Origin of the sequence: Mycobacterium sp. (assembly GCF_036273375.1) — a bacterium.
GTDB lineage: Bacteria > Actinomycetota > Actinomycetes > Mycobacteriales > Mycobacteriaceae > Mycobacterium.
Genome location: NZ_DASUHS010000135.1, coordinates 15637 through 33093 on the forward strand (window position 1 = coordinate 15637; position 17457 = coordinate 33093).

The following is a 17457-nucleotide window of genomic DNA, read 5'->3' on the forward strand; positions in this document are numbered from 1 at the left end:
ACGTTTCAGCCGCGCAGGGACGCGTGCGCACGAAGCGGAAGCGACCTGTCTCAATGACAGGCGGTGACGAAATCCTCACGGCCACTTAACATCCTTCGCATCACCATTAGCCGCAGTGGTGGTCAAGCACCGGCACCGCGTCCGTTCAACAGGAATTCGTACCTGCCGATACGAGCCCAGCTTCGGCGCGGCAACCTCGCCGTATCAATCCCGGCCACACACCTTCCCCATATTGTTTATCAATCAATCCGGATTAGAACCAGTCCACAAGTAAAGATGGCCAACTTACGGAATTTTTTCCCTCGCGGCTGCGCAGGCGGGCCGGGCGCGGAGGCTACGTGTCGCTGGTTTGTTCCGAGTCTTCAGACTCGGCGTCCTCGGCGGGATCCTCGATGACTTGATATGCCGGATCGATCATCGATATCGGCCGGTTGCCCGTCTGCCTGGGCTTGCCGGTGATTCGCAGGAGTTGACCGGGCGCGATGTCGGCCCCGCCACGCCCGGAACGGAACGTGATGCTGACGTCGCCGCTGTTGTCGCCGATGACGACCTGGCGGCGGCTCCGCTTGCCTTCGTTGATGTCCTCAATTTCATTCACCCGCCCTTCAAAGGTGGCGCGCTGGCCGGGTATCAGACCCGACACTGTGATCAGCGCCGGGCTCCGGTCAGGGTGTTCATAGGCGTCGACATCCTGCTCTTCGTCCTTGCTAACCCAGGCTTCTACTTTGTCGAGCTCGCGCGCGACCCGCTGCTCGAAGTTATCCGGGTACGCCTGCTGGATCCGGGTCTGTACGTCATAGGGCACGATCGTCGCCGCCGCGTCGGGTATCAGGCTGACCGCGCGGGACACCTTGTCCGCGGTGCGGTCGTGCAGCAGGCGACCCAGCAGCGGCGCATACGTGCGGCGTGGCAGCAACACCGTGACGTTGGTATTCCGCTGCTCATCGCGCGCCTTGGCCACCAACACCTGCGCGGCCCGGGTGATCCGTCGGTCCGGGCAGTCCACCACCCGCAACGGAGTGTTGAGTTCGAAGTGGTCCCAACGTGTTCGGATCAACTGGGCATGGGCTTCATCGACCATGAAGTGCACCGCGACCAGCTCGTCGGCCCGTAAACCCCTGCCGTAGCGCAGTGCTTCGATGACCGCAAGGTCAACCGAGTTCACAAAGACGAAGACCTTGTGACGGGCGTACTTCACCAATTCCGGACGGTCGGTGCGGAACATCTCGAGAATGGCTGCCTCGGCACGATATTCGCGGTTGAGCCGCATCAGCAGTAACACCAATATCGGGAAGACGACGACCACCAACCACGCGCCCTCGGTGAACTTCGCCACCGCGAAGATGCCCACCACGATCGTCGACAAGATCGCCGCAGATAGGTTGATCGCCAGCCGGCGTCGCCAACGCGGTTCCCGCTGCGTGAGATGATGTTTGGTCATGCCGTAGCCGGCCATCGAGAACCCGGTGAACACGCCGATCGCATAGAACGGGACCAGCGCGTTGACCGAGCCGCCGGTCACCAGCAGCAAGAGCACCGAGAGCGCCGTCAGCGCGATGATTCCGTTGGAGAACACCAGCCGGTGCCCGCGTTTCATCAGCTGCCTGGGCAGGAAGCGGTCTTCGGCAACGAAACTGGCCAACGCCGGAAAGCCGTTGAAACTGGTGTTCGCGCCGGTGAACAAGATGGCAGCCGTCGACACCTGGACCAGAATGTAGAAAACATTGCCCACTACCCCATGGCCAAAGACCGAACGGGCAACCTCGGATAACACAGAGGGATACCCCGCGGCATAGGGAGCGGCGTGGGTGACGTGGGCCAGGTAGGCCACACCTGCGAGCAGGAATGCGAGGATGCAGGCCATTGCGGTGAGCACCCGACGCGCGTTGAGGCCCTGCGGCTTCTGGAAAACGGTGACCGTGTTGGAGATCGCCTCGACTCCCGTTAGCGACGAACCGCCGTTGGCGAACGCACGGAGCAACACAAGGATCGTGGCGCCCATCACCAAGCCGTTGCCCTGATGGACCGGCACCGTTCCGGCGATGTGAGTCGGGTCGTATACCGGTAAATCCCCGAATATTTCGCGGATGACACCGGTCACGATCATCAGAGTGATCATGGCGACGAACAAGTAGGTTGGCACCGCGAATGGCCGGCCCGCTTCCCGTAATCCGCGCAGGTTGGCGTAACAAATAAGGAGCACCACGCCGACCGTGATTGTCAGGCTGTAGGGACCTAACGCGGGAATCGCCGAGACCACCGCAACCGTGCCCGCCGCCGCCTGCACGGCCACCGTAACGACGTAGTCGATCAGCAGGGCCGCCGCGGCGATCTGCGCCACCCGGGGCCCGAAGTTCTCCCGGGCGACGATGTAGGACCCACCGGCCCGGGTGTAGGCCATGACGACCTGCCGATACGACGCGGCCACCAAGACCAGAATCAGCAAGATGACGCCGGTGATAGGCAGCAGCAGCGCAAAAGCCGCAAGCCCGGCAGCCGGCAGCAATTCGATCAAGATCTGCTCGGTGCCGTAAGCGGTCGACGAGATGGCATCCGGAGAAAGCGCGCCAAGCGCAACGGGGTTCGACAGCTTCTCCGAACTTAGGTTGTCCGTGATGAGCGGCTTTCCCAACAACACACGCTTGGCTAGATCCCCGATCGACACCGGGATGCGCAGCTTGCCGGTCGAACTGGTCACGAGCACCGTCCTTACCCGAGGTTGAGAACGTGAAACGCCTGAAGATGCATTGTGCACGCTCGGGCGCCCAGGCGGTGCGGGTCGGCTGGGCCGGATCGCCCGCCTCCTTGCGCCGCGAAGCGGCGCGCATCGTCGCCGGGCTAGGCGAGCCGCTGCACGGCCGCGGCGATCCGTTCGTCGCTGGCGGTCAGCGCGACCCGCACGTGCTGCGCACCGCGCGGCCCGTAGAAATCACCCGGGGCCACCAAGATGCCGCGCCGCGCCAGCCAGGCGACGCTGTCGTGGCATGGCTCGCCGCGAGTGGCCCACAAATAGAGACCGGCTTCGGAATGGTCGACGGCGAAGCCGGCCGAACGCAGCGCGGGCAGCAGGGCCGCGCGGCGGCGTTCGTAGCGCTCCCGCTGCGCCAGCTCGTGGGCGTCATCGTCCAGGGCGGCCACCATGGCCGCCTGCACCGGCGTCGGCACCATCATCCCGGCGTGCTTACGCACGGCCAGCAGCTCGGCGACCAGCGCGGGGTCCCCGGCGACGAGCCCGGCCCGGTACCCGGCCAGCGACGAGCTCTTCGACAGGGAGTGGATCGCGATCAGGCCGCCATGGTCGGCGTCGCACACCGAGGGGTGCAGGATCGACAGCGGCTGGTCGTCCCAGCCCAACCCCAGATAGCACTCGTCGGAGGCCACCAGGCAACCCCTGTCGCGCGCCCATCCGACCACTTTGCGCAAGTGATCGACGCCCAGGACGCGTCCGGTCGGATTGCTCGGCGAGTTCAGGTAGTACAGCGACGGCGATTGCGGGCCCAACTGAGTCAGCGAATCCGCGCGCAGCACGCGCGCCCCGGCCAGCCTGGCCCCGACGTCGTAGGTGGGATAGGCCAGTTCGGGCACCACGATCACGTCCGCCGGTCCCAGCCCCAGCAGCGTGGGCAGCCACGCGATCAGCTCCTTGCTACCGACCACCGGGAGCACGGCCGCCTCGGTCAGCCCGGTGATGCCGAACCGGCGGTCCAGCGCGGCGACCGCCGATTCGCGCAGCCTGGCGGTGCCGGCGGTGGCCGGATATCCCGACGCCGAAGCGGCGGCGGCCAGCGCCTCCTGGATCACCGGGGCAACCGGGTCGACCGGGGTGCCGACGGAGAGGTCGACGATCCCGTCTGGATGGGCACTGGCCTGCACTTTCGCATCGGCCAGGGTGTCCCAGGGGAACTCCGGCAGGGACGCCGAGACAGCCGGTCGGCGCCTTTTGAGCTGGTGGGGCACCGTGCCGCTCAGTCGCCTTCGCCCTGCGGTGGCAGATCCTTGACCACTTGCGGGTCGTTCTCGGTGAGGCCCACCTTGGCCGCACCGCCGGGCGACCCCAGCTCGGCGAAGAAGTCGGCGTTGATCTGCGTGTACTGGCCCCACTGGTCCGGCACGTCGTCTTCGTAGTAGATCGCTTCGACGGGGCAGACCGGCTCGCACGCCCCGCAGTCGACGCACTCGTCGGGGTGGATGTAGAGCATCCGAGCGCCTTCATAGATGCAGTCGACCGGGCACTCCTCGATACAGGCTTTGTCCTTGATGTCGACACAGGGTTCGGCGATCGTGTACGTCACAGACGTCTCCTCCATGTACTCCGATGAAAATGTGGGCTGCTGTTCAGCTCGCACCGGCGCGTCCGGCCGCTTCCGGTTAAGCTTTCGGTTACTGATACTAGACGTCGCAGATACAGGTCAACCAGTCGGCGCGCATGTCGATGCACAGATTTAAGACCGTCAGTCTCGGTCCCTGCGAGGCGACCCCTGTTCGCCCAGCGCGAACGCCGTGAACAAGCCGCTGACCTGCACAGAGTAACGGCCCAGCGGCGGCCTTCGATATCCGTTGCGTCGCAAGCACCCTCGCGGGGCCTGGTAATCTCGGTCGAGAGCCGGCAACCGCTTGGCAGGTGTCACCGCCGTAGCGGCGGTGCAATTTGGGGAAGGGTTCCACACATGAGGCTGTCGTTGAGCAAATTGGGCGTTGCCGTTGGCAGCGCAGCGGTGGCGTTGAGCGCCGCGGCCGGGGTCGCATCCGCCGACCCGGTCACCGACACAACCTGCAACTACGGGCAGGTCATGGCCGCGCTGAACGCGACCGACCCGGCCACTGCCGAGCAATTCAACCAATCGCCGGTCGCACAGAGCTACTTGCGCAAGTTCCTCGCCGCACCGCCGGCGAAGCGCGTGCAGATGGAGCAGGAGATCCAAGCCATGCCGCAGGCTGCGGGGTTCATGGGGACCATCCAGCAAGTCGCCACCGTCTGTAACAACTACTAGGTCGACCCGCGCTTACCGTTCAGTAGCCACTGAGCAGTCGGCGTACCCGTCCTAAGGTTTCGGCGCCGGCGCGGCTGCGCATGCGTGATGGATCGGCGGGCCTACGGCCCCAGAGCAGCAGCACGCGCGCGGCCGCGTCGGTTTCCAGTGTGGCGGGGCCTTCCGGCTCGGCAAAGCCGATGGTGACCTGATCCGGATCGGCGGCCAGGACGACGTCGTCGGTGCCGTCGGCTCGCAGGCGAGCCTCGAGCCGCTCGCCCGGGCTCAGCAGCTTGGCCCCCTTCGCCAGCAACGGCCTGCCGACCGCGACGACGCTATGGGTGGTCATCCACGGCTCGGCCAGCTGGGCCTGGGCGGCCGGCTCGTCGCCGGTGATGTCCCAGCTGTGCAGGACGAGCTCTTCGCGCATGTGCTCGGCGAACCAGGGCACCTTCATGGTGCGCCCGGTCCAGGCGACATCGGTGTCGGCGGGCACTCCTTCGGCCGCCGCGGCGACATCGTTGAGGGTGGCCATCCTGTCCAGCAGCGCATCCCACAGGTCCGCGTCGTTCAGGGCGCGCAACGGGCCCTCGCGCTCCTCGAAGCCGCGGGTGGCCACGGGCTGACCGTTCAGGTGGCCGCCGAGCACCCGCGCGAGTTCTTCGGCGTTTCCGGCCTGGTGGACGACGATGTCGCGTACCGTCCAGGCCTCACACCAGGTGCCGGCGTCGGGACCGTGCCTGCGCACCGCATCCACGAACGGCGCCCACTCGGGAAATCTATCGTCGTCGATTCGTCGCTTCACGGCTTCGGGTATACCCGCCGCCTGTGACAAAAAAGCGAACTACGCGGCCAGGGTCGTGTAGTCGGTAGTGCGCTGCCGCGCCGGGCGACCGATACCCTCGGCGATCGCGATCAGCTCAGCCACCGTCTTGGCTGAGCCGTATTCCGAACCGGCCATCCGCGAGATGGTCTCCTCCATCAATGTGCCGCCCAGGTCGTTGGCGCCGCCGTTGAGCATCACCTGCGTGCGCTCGACACCGAGTTTCACCCAGCTGGTCTGGATCTGAGAGATGCGGCCGTGCAACATGATTCGCGCCAGCGCATGCACCGCCCGGTTGTCACGATGGGTGGGCCCGGGACGCGACGCGCCGGCCAGATACAGCGGTGAGCTCTGGTGCACGAACGGCAACGGCACGAACTCGGTGAAACCGCCGGTGCGGTCCTGGATGTCACGCAACACATTGAGGTGGCCGACCCAGTGCCGCGGGCTGTCGACGTGGCCGTACATCATGGTCGACGACGACCGCAGCCCCACCTCGTGTGCGGTGCTGACGATTTCGATCCACACCGACGTCGGCAGCTTGCCCTTGGTCAGCACCCAGCGCACTTCGTCGTCCAAGATCTCGGCGGCAGTGCCGGGGATGGTGTCCAGGCCCGCTTCGCGCAGGCTGGTCAGCCACTCACGAATGCTCAACCCGCTCTTGGTCACACCGTTGGCGATCTCCATCGGGGAGAACGCGTGCACGTGCATCGACGGCACCCGCGCTTTGACGGCGCGGACCAGGTCGGCGTAGCCGGTCACCGGCAGCTCGGGGTCGATGCCGCCCTGCATGCACACTTCGGTGGCGCCCTCGACGTGCGCTTCCCACGCGCGGGCGGCGACCTCGTCGGTGGACAGCGAGTACGCGTCGGCGTCGCCCTTGCGCTGCGCGAACGCACAGAATCGGCACCCGGTGTAGCAGATGTTGGTGAAGTTGATGTTGCGGTTCACCACGAAGGTCACGTCATCGCCGACGGCCTCGCGGCGCAACGTATCCGCAAGGGCGGCAACCGCTTCCAGGGCCGGACCGTCGGCGGTCGCCAGCGACAGATATTCGCTGTCGGAGCACCCGGCGGGGTCGCGTTCGGCGGAGCGCAGCGCGGCAAGCACGTCGGTGTCGATGCGCTCGGGAGCACGCGCGGCCAGTTCGTGAACGTGGGCACGGATCGATTCCCAGTCGCCGAACGCGCTGTCGATATCACTGCGGGTATCGGTGTTGCGGCCCTCGCTGTCGATCGCCGCGTTGAGGTCGACCCGGCCCGAGGAGCCGACGTCGTCGGGTTCCTGCCAGGGCATGCCTACCGGGTTGACGTCGCGAGCCAGTCCGGTCGCCGGATCGGCCAACGCCGTCACATGTCCCCGCACGCGTGGGTCGATCCAGGCCGAGCCCGCCTGCACGTATTTGGGCTGTGCGGTCAGCCGCTGAACCAGCTCGTAACCGGCTGCGGCGGTGACAGCGGTTAGGTCGTCCAGTGCCGGCCACGGTCGCTCCGGATTGACGTGGTCGGGCGTCAGCGGTGAAACCCCGCCCCAGTCGTCCACTCCGGCGCCGATCAGCGCCAGGCACTCGTCGCGCGACACCAGGTTCGGCGGCGCCTGGATGCGCATCCCGGGCCCTAGCACCAACCGCGCGACCGCCACCGTCGCCAGGTAATCCTCGATGCCGGCGTCGGGAACGGCTGCCATCGCGGTGTGTTCCTTGGCCCGGAAGTTCTGCACGATCACTTCCTGCACGTGGCCGAACTCCTTGTGCGACTTGCGGATCGCATGCAAGGTGTCGGCACGTTCGGCGAGCGTCTCGCCGATGCCGACCAGCAGGCCGGTGGTGAACGGAATCGACAACCGGCCCGCGTCGGTCAGCGTGCGCAGGCGGATGGCCGGATCTTTGTCCGGGCTGCCATAGTGCGCAAGCCCTTTCGTCTCGAACAGCCGGCGCGAGGTCGTCTCGAGCATCATGCCCATCGACGGCGCCACCGGCTTGAGCCGCGCCATCTCCGACCAACTCATCACGCCCGGATTCAAGTGCGGCAACAGCCCGGTCTCTTCGAGCACCCGGATCGCCATCGCCCGCACGTAGGACAGCGTGGAGTCGTAGCCACGCGCCTCCAGCCACTCGTGTGCTTCCGGCCAGCGGTCCTCGGGCCGATCACCGAGGGTGAATAGTGCTTCCTTGCAACCGAGTTCGGCGCCCCGGCGGGCGATGTCGAGAATGTCGTCGGGCTCGAGATACATGCCGGCCCCTTGGGCGCGCAGCTTTCCCGGGACCGTGACGAAGGTGCAGTAATGACAGCTGTCCCGGCACAGGTGGGTGATCGGGATGAAAACCTTGCGTGAATAGGTGATCGGCAGCCCGCCGCCCGGGCCGCGCCGCCCGGCCGACTCCAGACCCGCGTCGCGCACCCGCGCCGCGCTGGCGCACAGATCCGCGAGATCCGCGCCGCGCGCGGTCATCGCGACCGCCGCCTCATCGATGTTCAGCGCAACGCCATCCCGAGCCCGTCGCAATACCCGTCGCAGCGCCGAGGCACTGACCTCAGCGGAGGTCTTGGCCGGAACCACAGGGTTGGGCAAAGCGGTAGGCTCCTCGCCCGGAGTCAACAGCACCTTCGTGTAACTTCCCCACGATCGAATTTCATCCGTGCGTCCCAACATGTGAAATCGTGGCACCCGCCGGCGGGTCCCGTCTGGGCAACAGTCAACAGTAGCGGCACACCCGCGCGGCCACACGGGCGACATCCCGGCCGAACGTCAGGCGCCCCGGCCGCGCCGCCACAGCACCCATACGGGCGGCACAACGCCCAGGACCAGCAGCAACAAGGCCCCGTAGGCCATCAGGCCGCGGCCCCCCAGGATGACGTCGTCGGCCGGGCCGCCCATGCTGACCACCGCCACCGTCAGCAGCCACGTCCATAACGGCAAGGCCGCCAGGCGGGATGAGCCGGTCCAGCGACCGGCGGCCCACACCAGCGCCGCGTTGACCAGTCCAGAAATCAGTCCACTGATGGGGAACGGAATCGTCCCGAGATAGAGCGGCAACAGCAGAGCTCCGGCAAGTGCGGAGAGCACCCCGTCGACCGCCAAGAGGGCCAACACGACGAAGCGGATCGCGGGGTCGGTGGCACCGTTGTCGTCAACGGACGCGACGCGTGGCTTGGTTTCGGTCAGGTCGGGACGCTGTCGATGTTGGACATGATGGAGCCGATAACAAACTGCAGGCTGTCCAGCCGGTCCTGCCAGTGCTGCAGATTAGGGTCCAGGTCGGGGTCCATGCGAATTCCTTCCGTGGCTGCCTGATTGGCAGCTTACCGCGTCGACGCCGCGGGGAAACCAAGCCCCGCGAGCAGGTCGGTTTCCCAGCCGCGCTCGTCACGCTCGCCCGCGGCGCCCGCGGCCAGGACGTAGTGCTCGTCCCCCACTATCGGAATCGCCGCGTTGTTCGACAGCGCGCAGGCCCGACCGGTCGGCCCGACCGCCACCTGGGTGGCGTGCGCGGCCAGCGCCGCCCGCTTGGCCGCCCGAGCCTGCGGGCCGGTCTCGACGACGGCGTCGATGTCGTCGTCGGCGTAGCCGAAGGTGAACTCTTCTTTGGGTGGGATCGACCATTCGGGCCGCAGATCCTGGGCTGTCAGCGCCTCCATGGCCGCCTCGAATGTGCGCCTCGCGAAGACCGACCAGTACAACTTCGGTGCGGCCCAGGGCTCACCGGGGAAGTCTGCGGCGCCGGCCGCCGCCACGGCGGCCATCGTGATCCGGTGCGCGTGCACGTGATCGGGATGGCCGTAGCCTCCGCCAGGGTCGTACGTCACGACCACGTGCGGGCGCTGCTCGCGAATAACGGCCACCAGCGCGCCGACGGCGTCGCGCTCGTCGGCATCGATGAATCGTTGCCGGTGTCGATGGGGAGTGCCACGCATGCCCGAATCGCGCCACCGGCCGGCGCCGCCGAGATAGCGGGGCTCGCTGACACCCAACGCCCGCAGCGCGGCGGTCAATTCGCCGATCCGATAGCCGCCGAGTTGATCCGCCCGATCGACGGCGAGTTCGGCCCAACGATCGCCGATCACCTCGCCCTCCTCGCCCAGCGTGCAGGTGACGACGCGGACATCCGCCCCGCGGGCGGCGTAGTGGGCGATGGTCGCACCGGTGCCCAGGCTTTCGTCGTCGGGGTGCGCGTGGACGAACAGCAGCCGTGGCGTCTCAGGCATGGACGGCACCCTACCGTCAGCGGCGGCGAATCGGCAGTCAGGTTTAGTGACCGGCACCGTTTCTTATGTTCGTCGCCGGGTGGCCGTGTCGCCGGGATCTCGGCGGATAGGAACGCGCACGGCTACTATCGAGGAGTGCCCCAGCTCACGGACGCAGACCACACCGGCAACCGAAGCCGCCGGCGAGGTGAGGTCCTCGAACGCGCCCTCTACGAAGCCACCCTGGCCGAGCTGACCGAAGTCGGTTACGGGGGCCTGACTATGGAGGGAATCGCGGCGCGCGCCCACACCGGCAAGGCCGCGCTCTACCGGCGCTGGGACACCAAGTGCGAGCTGGTGCATGCCGCTTTGGTTTTCGCGCTGCCGCCGCTGCCCGAACTGCGTTCCGGCCGTTCGGCCAGAGAGAACCTACTGGCGATGTTCACCGCCCAGCGTGACCTGCTGGCCGGAAAGACCGGCTTCCCCAGTCTGGATGTCATCCATCAGCTGTTGCACGAACCCGAGATGCGGGCCATCTTCGCCGATGCGGTGGTGCGGCCACGCATGCGAATCGTGGAATCGATCCTGGAGGCCGCCATCGAAGACGGCGACCTCGATCCGAAGGTCGTCACTCCGCTCACCGCCCGCATCGGGTCGGCCCTGATCAACCAGCACTTCCTGCTGAACGGGTCGCCACCGAACCGGCGGGAGCTGGCGCTGATCGTCGACACCGTGATCCCGTCGCGGTCAACGCAGGCCGCCGGCTGACGACGCGGATTACGGCCCGGTCTTGATCCATTGGCCGGCGTCGCCGACGATGCCGACCGGAACCGCACCGGACAAGCTGACGTTCTGCACGCTCGGGCCGGCCCCAACGATGGTGGTGTCCTGCAGGATCGGCAGCACCGTGGACATGTTCCACAATCGCGGTTCGACCGCGGTGATCACGTCGTTGATGTTCTTGGTGCCGTCGAGGGCGGCGTCGATGTTCGACTGGATGCTGCGATCGCAGATCCCGGTCAGGTTCGATGGCGCCTGCACCAGGGCGTTGGGATCGGCGGGGCGGCTGGGCGGCGGTGTCGTCGTCGGTGTCGTCGACGTGGCGGCCGGCCCGGTGGATGGCGTGGGACCGGCGGGAGCCGACGGCGTGGGCGCCGGCCCGTTGGAAATCGGCACCTGGGTCGATTCCAGTGCGCGACAGCCGTATCGGGAGGCGAGCCGTGCCGCCAGGTTTCCGCCCGCCTGGTGCCAGCCGACAATCGCGTCCACGCGGTTGTCGTTCAGCGCGTCGTGGTAGAGGGTGACCGGGTCCAGCGCCAGCACGGTCGCGGCGATGCCGACGTTGCGCAACCGGTCGGCGGCCGTGTTGGCCACCGCGACGGCGGTCGGGTCATTCGCCGCGACCCCTATGACCAGCGAGAGCTCTTGGCCGTCCTTGCTGATCCGGCCGCGGATGACCTCGGGCGGCCCAGTGTTCGGCGGGACGGGCGCGGGCGATGCCGAGGAGTTGGGTTCCACCTTGTAGCCGGCCCCCTCGAGCAACGCCAGCGCCGCCGGCGTCGTCATCGCCGGTGGCGCGGTCGGCTCGTATCCCGGGTCGCTCGGCGCGCGGATCTGGGCCTGATCCAGGGTCACGGTGTTGTCGCTGCCCGCGCCCACGGCCGCGAGCAGGTCGACGTCGAGCAGCCCCAAGATCGCCTTACGGACTTGCGTGTCAGCCAGTTTGGGCTCGGTGGCCCGCAGCATGAGCTGCATGACCCGCGGCGTCACGATCCGGGCGGTCCGGACATCGGGAATGGCGGACAGCTGCGCGAACGCCGCCGAGCCGCCATGCACTTGCGCCACCTGGGTGTCGCCGTTGCGCACGGAATCGGCCAGCGCGGCCGGCGCTCCGGCGCGCCGGAAGAGAATGAGCGCGGGTTTGGCCGGTGGTCCCCAGTAGCGGTCGTTGCGCGCCACCAGGATCTCGTCGCGCTGCGGGTCGATGCTCTCGACGCGGAACTGCCCGCCGGTGACCGGAAGCGCCCGGGCCAGGCCGGCCGCAAACCCTCCCGGCACGTCCTTGACGATGTGCGCCGGAAGGATGTTGCTGAACAACTCTCGCCACGCCGGATACGGTTCGGCGAAGGTGACCACTGCCTGCTTGCCGCCCTCCAGAGACTGCACGCCGGTGATGAGGTCATACCCCGCCGGGTCGACGACCCCGGGCTGGCTGACCATCTGGTGCCACAGGTACCAGAAGTCGTCGGCGGCAATCGGCGCGTTGTCGGTCCACTGCGCCTCGGGCCGGATCTTGTAGGTCACCGTGAACGGATTCTGACTGGTCACCTCGGCCGACACCAATAGGGTCGGGTCCATCTCCCAGCGTGAGCCGGTCGGCGTGTTGGTATCGGGGACCGGCCGAAACGCGCTCGGCAGCACCAGCGCGCTGATCGCGGCGTTCACCGGGGACAGGTCGGACAGCAGATGTGGATTGAAGCCGGCCCCGATCGAGTCGATGCCCATGATGATCTCGCTGACCCGGGGCGGCGGCGGCACCGAGTTGTGCGGCGTATCGGTGCTCTGCGGCGCCGGCGGCGGGTTGACCGTGCAGGCCGAGAGAACGAGTCCGACCAGCGAGATCAGGCCGGCGAGCACCATCAACCAACGGCGGACTCGTCTCGGCACGCTGCTCAGGGTATCGAGCAGCCGCACAGCGGCCCGTCCGACCACCCGGTGTTAACCCCGGGCCTTGGCGCGCGACCGGCTGCGGGCCCGGGAGGTGGCGTCCAGCTCGACCTTGCGCACCCGCACGATCTCCGGGGTCACTTCGACGCATTCGTCTTGCGCGCAGAATTCCATGGCCTGTTCGAGATCGAGCTCGAGCGGCCTGGCCAGCGTTTCGATGACATCGGCGGTCGACGACCGCATGTTGGTCAGCTTCTTCTCGCGGGTGACGTTGATGTCGAGATCCTCTGCGCGCGGGTTGATTCCGACGACCATGCCCTCGTAGGTGTCCTGGCCGGGCTCGACGAAGAACTGGCCCCGGTCGGCGAGCTGGATCATTGCGAACGGCGTGATGGTGCCCGCGCGGTCGGACACCAGCGACCCGCTGTGGCGGGCCCGGATCTCCCCCGCCCACGGCCGGTAGCCGTCGAACACGGCATTGGCGATGCCGGTGCCGCGGGTCAGGGTGAGGAAATCGGTGCGGAAGCCGATCAGGCCGCGGCTGGGCACGATGAAGTCCATCCGCACCCAGCCCGCCGCGTGGTTGGTCATCTCTTCCATGCGGCCCTTGCGGGCGGCCATCAGCTGGGTGATTGCGCCGACGAACTCGTCGGGGCAGTCGATGGTCATCGCCTCGAAGGGCTCGTGCAGCTTCCCGTCGATCGTCTGAGTGACGACTTGCGGCTTGCCGACCGTGAGCTCGAAGCCCTCGCGGCGCATCTGCTCGACGAGCACCGCCAGCGCGAGCTCGCCGCGGCCCTGCACCTCCCAAGCGTCGGGTCGGTCGATATCGACGACTTTGATGGAGACGTTGCCGACGAGTTCGGCGTCGAGCCGCGACTTCACCATGCGAGCGGTCAACTTGTGACCCTTCACCTTGCCAGCCAGCGGCGAGGTGTTCGTTCCGATGGTCACGGAGATGGCGGGCTCGTCGACGGTGATCCGCGGCAGCGCGTGCGCGTGGTCCGGATCGGCCAGCGTGTCGCCGATCATGATCTCCGGAATGCCGGCGACGGCGACGATGTCCCCGGCGATGGCTTCGTCGGTGGGCGTACGTTCCACGCCCTCGGTCACGAGCAGTTCGGTGATCTTGGCGTTCGTGATGACGGGATGCCCGTCCACCTCGCGCATCCAGGCCACCTGCTGGCCCTTGCGGATCCGGCCCTTGTAGATGCGGATCAGCGCGAGCCTGCCGAGGAAGGCCGAGGCGTCGAGGTTGGTAACCAGCGCCTGCAGCGGCGCCTTGGGATCGCCCTGCGGCGGCGGGATGTGCTCGAGCAGGACGTCGAACAGCGGATCGAGGTTGTCGCCCTCGGGATTCTCGCCATTGGCCGGTTCCGTCGTGCTAGCGATGCCTGCCCGTCCCGAGGCGTACAGCGTCGGCAGGTCCAGGGCGTCCTCGGCGGCCTTCTGTGCTTCCTCGTCGAGGTCTGATGCAACGTCGAGCAGCAGGTCGTGGCTCTCCGAGACGACCTCAGAAATCCGAGCGTCCGGCCGGTCCGTCTTGTTGACGACCAGGATCACCGGCAGGTGGGCGGCAAGCGCCTTGCGCAGCACGAACCGCGTCTGCGGCAACGGGCCCTCAGACGCGTCGACCAGCAGCAGCACCCCGTCCACCATGGACAGCCCGCGCTCCACCTCGCCGCCGAAGTCGGCGTGGCCCGGGGTGTCGATGACATTGATTACGGTCGTCGTTCCGTCCGCATGCTTGCGATGCACGGCCGTGTTCTTGGCCAGGATCGTAATGCCCTTTTCTTTCTCCAGGTCCCCAGAGTCCATGAGGCGCTCGACCGTGTCGTCACCCCGGTGATGCAGCGCGCCCGACTGCCGCAGCATCGCGTCAACCAGGGTGGTCTTTCCGTGGTCGACGTGGGCGACGATGGCGACGTTGCGAAATAGCACGTCGGTGATTGTGGCAGTGGGGGCCCGGGATAGCGAACCGGCTGGTGACCGGGCGCCCTGCGCATCGTCGACGGCGTCGAGTGTGCGGTGGCGGCGTTGAGTGTGCGGTGGCGGCGGGCCGGGTCGGCGTGTCGTCGCCCTAGCCGCACAACCACAGCGCAAGACGGTCGCTACCAGCCCCGCCGGCGCGGCGCCGTACCGACGAGTTCGCCCTTGTCCGCCGCCTCACGGCTGCGGTAGACGATGTAGGGCCGGAACAGGTAGACGACCGGGGCGCTGAACGCATGGACCAGTCGGGTGAACGGCCATAGCGTGAACAGCACCATGCCGATCAGGGCGTGCAGCTGGTAGTCCAGCGGCGCGTTGATCATCACCTCGCCGTGCGGCTGCAGGATCCAGATGCGGCGGAACCACAAACCGACGGTGTAGCGATAGTGGAACTCGCCGCCGTGCGGGCCGGTGCCGATCAGGTCGCAGTACAGGCCGACCACGATCGCCAGCAGCAGCACCACATACATCACCTTGTCGCTGCGGCTGGTGGCCATTTTTACCCCCGGGCGGGTGAATCGACGGTAGACCAGCAGCGCGATGCCGATCAGCGTCGCGATGCCGGCCATCGACCCGGCGATGACCGCCTGCAGGTGGTAGAAGTGGTCGCTCATCTTGAGCATCTGGGTGACCTTCGGCGGGATGAACAAGCCCATCACGTGTCCGGCGAACACCGCGAGGATCCCGAAATGGAAGATGGGGCTGGCGACGCTCAGCAGCCGCGACTCGTAGATCTGCGAGGACCGCGAGGTCCAGCCGAATTTGTCGTAGCGGTAGCGCCACCAGGTGCCCACGATCAGCACCGACAACGTGACGTAGGGCGCGATGTCCCAGAACAGGACGTTGCTAAACACTTGGCGTTCCTTTGCGGGGTGGCACGGTCAAGGTAAACGGTTGCAGCCCAACGGCTTCCGCGGGCGGCCCAGCTTGCGCCAGTCGCTCGGCGCGGCGCACTTCCTGATCGGTTGCCGCGGCCAGGGTTTCGCAGACAGCCGCCACCGTCGGCTCGTATGGCGACTTGGCGTCGGCCAGGGCGCCGCGCAGCACGTCGATGGGCACCCGATGCTGGTCCAGCAGTCGCCGGCCGACCTCGGGATCGACGGTGGCGGCGAATTCGAGCACCACGGTCAGATGATCGGGCGCCTCGCCGCCCGGCGGCTGCACACCCGCCTCCCGGTAGGCGGTGGCGAACGCCAGCATCTCGCGGCCTCGGTTACGGGTGTCCCCCGCGGTCCAGTAGGTGAGATACATCGTGGCGCGCCGGCGCATGTCGAACGTGGCGACGTAGTCCATCGCGGCGGCCATCGGCTCACGGGCGCGCAGCGCCGCGACCGTCTGCCCGAGCAGCGCCGCCGGCGGACCGCTGATGTGGCCGACCAGCTCGTCGACTTCGTCCAGCCGCCCGGCCAACCCGTCGTCCGGGTAGGCCAGCAGCAGCGACGCCGCCTGCCACACCAAGCGATCCTGCATCGCCCGGTTGGTGGAGCGCTCCCGGAGCGCCGAAAGCAGTTTCATCGCTGCTGCTCTTCGGGAAACATTCCGGTGGGCACCTGGCCGCCGTCCCAGTTGAGCAGGTTCACCCGCGTCGACCGCCGCGTATTAGCGGGATCGTCGCCGCGCTGCTGGAGGGTGTGGAAGGTCTCCACGGACACCGGCACCGGATCCGACTCATACATGCCCGGCCCGCCGTCACCCGTCAACGAGCAGCCCATCTCCTCGAGGTCGCGGGCCTGCGGCGCAAAGGCGGTCGGAATGACGTAGCGCTCTTCATATTTCGCGATGGCAAGCAGCCGGTACATCTCATAGATCTCCTCTTCGGTCAGGCCGACCGAATGCGGGATGTGCGGCTGGGTTTCGCGGCCGAGGTTGATGTCACGCATGTAGGAGCGCATCGCCGCCAGCTTGCGCAGCACGCCTTCGACCACCTCGGTATCGCCGGCGGTGAACAGTTCGGCCAGGTATTGCATCGGGATGCGCAGCGCGTCCAACGCGCCGAACAGGTTGCCGACGTCTTCCCCGTCGTGCCCGTCGCGGCTGACCGCGTCGACCACCGGCGAGAGCGGCGGGATGTACCAAACCATCGGCATGGTGCGGTATTCCGGGTGCAACGGCAGCGCCACCTTGTAGGTGTGGATCAGCGCGTATACCGGGGAACGCTGCGCGGCCTCGATCCACTCGTCTGGGATTCCTTCCGCCCGCGCGCCGGCGATGACGTCCGGATCGCCTGGGTCCAGCAGGATCTCGCACTGCGCCGGGTAGAGATCGGTCTCCTTCTCCACCGACGCTGCTTCCAGCACCCGGTCGACGTCGTAGAGAACCACGCCCAGGTAGCGCAGCCGCCCCACGCACGTCTCCGAGCAGATGGTCGGCAGGCCGACCTCCATCCGCGGATAACACAGCGTGCACTTCTCGGCCTTGCCCGTCTTGTGGTTGAAATAGACCTTCTTGTACGGACATCCGGACACACACATCCGCCAGCCGCGGCAGCGGTCCTGGTCGACCAGCACGATGCCGTCCTCGCTGCGCTTGTACATCGCACCCGACGGGCACGACGCCACGCAGGACGGGTTGAGGCAGTGCTCGCAGATGCGGGGCAGGTAGAACATGAAGGTTTCTTCGAGCGAGAGTTTGATCTCTTCGCTGACCTTCTTCAGGATCGGGTCCTCGGCCAGGATCTCCGGCGACCCGGCCAGGTTGTCGTCCCAGTTCGGCCCCCACGAAATCTTCATCGGCTCACCGGTTATCAGGCTTTTGGGTGCGGCCGTCGGGAAGGTGTCCCCCGCGGGTGCCGTGGTCAGGTTCTCGTAGTCGTAGGTCCACGGCT

Annotated in this window: 14 protein-coding genes; 2 read left to right on the forward strand and 12 right to left on the reverse strand. The window is 67.2% G+C overall.

Annotated features, from left to right (window positions below):
• Positions 1-334: 334 nt before the first annotated feature.
• The 3 genes from VFW69_RS13055 to fdxA all read right to left on the reverse strand — a co-directional run bounded on the left by VFW69_RS13055 (position 335) and on the right by fdxA (position 4292).
• Positions 335-2698, reverse strand: a complete 2364-nt coding sequence (locus tag VFW69_RS13055) for an OB-fold nucleic acid binding domain-containing protein (RefSeq protein WP_526501874.1) — start codon at positions 2696-2698, stop codon at positions 335-337.
• Between the two features lie 140 nt (positions 2699-2838).
• Positions 2839-3957: a succinyldiaminopimelate transaminase gene (gene dapC, locus VFW69_RS13060; protein ID WP_526501876.1), complete on the reverse strand. Its 1119-nt coding sequence runs from the start codon at positions 3955-3957 to the stop codon at positions 2839-2841.
• Between the two features lie 8 nt (positions 3958-3965).
• Positions 3966-4292, reverse strand: a complete 327-nt coding sequence (gene fdxA, locus VFW69_RS13065) for a ferredoxin (RefSeq protein ID WP_526501878.1) — start codon at positions 4290-4292, stop codon at positions 3966-3968.
• A 375-nt stretch (positions 4293-4667) separates the two neighbouring features.
• Between fdxA and VFW69_RS13070 the strand changes: the two genes are divergently transcribed.
• Positions 4668-4991 carry a hemophore-related protein gene (locus tag VFW69_RS13070; protein ID WP_526501880.1) on the forward strand — a complete coding sequence of 108 codons (324 nt, stop codon included), beginning with the start codon at positions 4668-4670 and terminating at the stop codon, positions 4989-4991.
• 19 nt (positions 4992-5010) lie between these two features.
• Here VFW69_RS13070 and VFW69_RS13075 read toward each other — a convergent pair whose 3' ends face one another.
• The 4 genes from VFW69_RS13075 to mshB form a co-directional block, all read right to left on the reverse strand.
• On the reverse strand, positions 5011-5775 hold the full coding sequence (locus tag VFW69_RS13075) for a maleylpyruvate isomerase N-terminal domain-containing protein (RefSeq protein ID WP_526501882.1): 765 nt from the start codon (positions 5773-5775) through the stop codon (positions 5011-5013).
• A 39-nt stretch (positions 5776-5814) separates the two neighbouring features.
• Positions 5815-8445: a bifunctional FO biosynthesis protein CofGH gene (locus VFW69_RS13080; RefSeq protein WP_526501884.1), complete on the reverse strand. Its 2631-nt coding sequence runs from the start codon at positions 8443-8445 to the stop codon at positions 5815-5817.
• A 96-nt stretch (positions 8446-8541) separates the two neighbouring features.
• Positions 8542-8958, reverse strand: a complete 417-nt coding sequence (locus tag VFW69_RS13085) for a hypothetical protein (protein WP_526501900.1) — start codon at positions 8956-8958, stop codon at positions 8542-8544.
• 137 nt (positions 8959-9095) lie between these two features.
• Positions 9096-9998 carry an N-acetyl-1-D-myo-inositol-2-amino-2-deoxy-alpha-D-glucopyranoside deacetylase gene (mshB, locus tag VFW69_RS13090; RefSeq protein WP_526501886.1) on the reverse strand — a complete coding sequence of 301 codons (903 nt, stop codon included), beginning with the start codon at positions 9996-9998 and terminating at the stop codon, positions 9096-9098.
• A gap of 135 nt (positions 9999-10133) precedes the next feature.
• Between mshB and VFW69_RS13095 the strand changes: the two genes are divergently transcribed.
• Positions 10134-10745, forward strand: coding sequence for a TetR/AcrR family transcriptional regulator (locus VFW69_RS13095; protein ID WP_526501888.1), 612 nt, complete (start codon positions 10134-10136; stop codon positions 10743-10745).
• 9 nt (positions 10746-10754) lie between these two features.
• Here VFW69_RS13095 and VFW69_RS13100 read toward each other — a convergent pair whose 3' ends face one another.
• The 5 genes from VFW69_RS13100 to narH form a co-directional block, all read right to left on the reverse strand.
• Positions 10755-12617, reverse strand: a complete 1863-nt coding sequence (locus VFW69_RS13100) for an ABC transporter family substrate-binding protein (RefSeq protein ID WP_526501902.1) — start codon at positions 12615-12617, stop codon at positions 10755-10757.
• 78 nt (positions 12618-12695) lie between these two features.
• A complete protein-coding gene (typA, locus tag VFW69_RS13105) occupies positions 12696-14585 on the reverse strand; it encodes a translational GTPase TypA (RefSeq protein ID WP_526501890.1) in 1890 nt (629 codons plus the stop codon).
• A 170-nt stretch (positions 14586-14755) separates the two neighbouring features.
• Positions 14756-15487 carry a respiratory nitrate reductase subunit gamma gene (gene narI / locus VFW69_RS13110; protein WP_526501892.1) on the reverse strand — a complete coding sequence of 244 codons (732 nt, stop codon included), beginning with the start codon at positions 15485-15487 and terminating at the stop codon, positions 14756-14758.
• Positions 15480-16148, reverse strand: a complete 669-nt coding sequence (gene narJ / locus VFW69_RS13115) for a nitrate reductase molybdenum cofactor assembly chaperone (protein ID WP_526501894.1) — start codon at positions 16146-16148, stop codon at positions 15480-15482. Before narJ ends, narI begins: the two co-directional genes overlap by 8 nt.
• Positions 16145-17457, reverse strand: a 1313-nt coding sequence (gene narH / locus VFW69_RS13120; RefSeq protein WP_526501896.1) for a nitrate reductase subunit beta, incomplete at its 5' end; no start/stop codon positions are given. The genes narJ and narH, both read right to left, overlap by 4 nt.